We start from the raw sequence: 1,661 nt of genomic DNA on the forward strand, positions 1-1,661 counted from the left end.
TGGCCGCAAGCCGGCCGATCCGGCCGGGCGCGTCGGCGGCCGGGTTGGCAGCGGTGCTTGAGTCGCGGCCCGCGTCGGCGGCCGGATCGGCCGGCTTGCGGCCCGGGTTGGTTTTCGGATCGGTCACGTCGTCATCCTCCTCGTCGGGTTCGGGGCGGTTCCGGCTTCGCCCTGCCATCGTGCGCCCGCCGATATGACAGCGGCGTGACACGATTCGATCGGCCGATAGTAACCCCGGACGGCCGCCGCGTCGGCATCGGCGCGACGAATTAGGCGCACGGCCTGCGTGGTAAGCTCGCGCGGCCCCTTTGCGCCGTGTCGACGAGACTCATGCACGCATCCGATCCCTCCGATCCCTATTCCGGCTACGTCAGCGACATCACGTTTCCCGACCGTTTCCACCGTGAGCTGTCGCCCGCCTGGCTCAACTACGCGAGCGCGCCGGGCGGCTTCCGGCCGGTGGCGCTGGATCGCCCGTTCCGCTATCTCGATCTCGGCTGCGGCTTCGCCTACGCGAGCACGCTCAACGCCGCCGCGTTCCCGCACGCCGAATTCCACGCCTGCGACATCAATCCGGCCCACATCGAGATGGCGCGCCGCCGCGCCGAGCGGCTCGGGATCGGCAACATCGTGTTCCACGAGGCGAGCTTCGCCGCGCTGCTCGACACCCTCGACGCTGGCCTGCCCGCGTTCGACTTCATTGCGATGCACGGCGTGTACAGCTGGGTCGGCGCGGACGTGCGCGAGACGGTGCGGCAACTGGTGGCGCGGCATCTGGCCGACAACGGGCGCGTCTATCTGAGCTACAACTGCCAGCCCGGCTGGGCCGCCGAGGCGCCGCTGCGCAAGCTGATGCTGGAGCTCGCGCAGGCGGCCGGCGGCGACACCGCCGCGCGCACCGGCGCCGCCGTGGCCGATCTGCAGCGGCTCGGCCAGCCCGCGCTGCGCTACTTCCGCGACAACCCGTCGGCCGCCGAGGCGCTCGCCGCGCTCGCGAACGATCCGCACGACTACCTCGCGCACGAATTCCTGAACCGGAGCTGGCAGGTGCATTACTCGGTCGACGTGGCCGACGCGTTCGCGACGGCGGGCCTCGCCTACGCGGGCAGCGCGACGCTCGCCGACAACTACCCGATGCTGCTGATGGACCGCCCGGCCGCCGACGCGATCGGCGCGCTGCCGAACGCGCGGCTGCGCCATCTGGCCGAGGATTTCGCGGTGAACCGGCGCTTCCGGCGCGACGTGTTCGTGCGCGGTGCGCACGCGGCGCAGGCGCCCGGCGACAGGCTGCGGCAACTCGATGCGCTGCCGGTGGGCTGCCTCGGCGATCCCGCTCGGATCGAGACGCGCGTGACGATTCCGCGCGGCGCGATCGGTTTCCAGCCCGATTTCGTCGAGGATCTGCGGGCGACGATGGCGCACGGCGCGTTGCCGATCGGGGAGATCGTCGCGCGACTCGGCGGCGGCGGCGCGCGCCACGCGGGCGAGTTGCGGCAGAACCTGCTGTTCATGGTGGCGGCGATCGGAAGAGCGTCGTGGAGGAACGCGTGTTGGTGGGAGTGGAGTGATCGGGGGTCGCGGCGTCATGAAAGAGAACGCATGGTGCAGTGGGATCTTGCGCAGCACATCGTGGTCAGTGGGCCTGTGACCGCGATGGCTCA

The 1,661-nt window shown here is 71.0% G+C and carries 1 protein-coding gene; it reads left to right on the plus strand.

Annotated features, from left to right (window positions below; translation table 11 throughout):
• Positions 1-330: 330 nt before the first annotated feature.
• Positions 331-1,661, plus strand: a 1,331-nt coding sequence (locus tag G3N92_RS33790) for a class I SAM-dependent methyltransferase (protein WP_206131836.1), incomplete at its 3' end; no start/stop codon positions are given.

This window comes from Burkholderia sp. Ac-20379 (assembly GCF_017104645.1).
Taxonomy (GTDB): Bacteria; Pseudomonadota; Gammaproteobacteria; order Burkholderiales; family Burkholderiaceae; genus Burkholderia.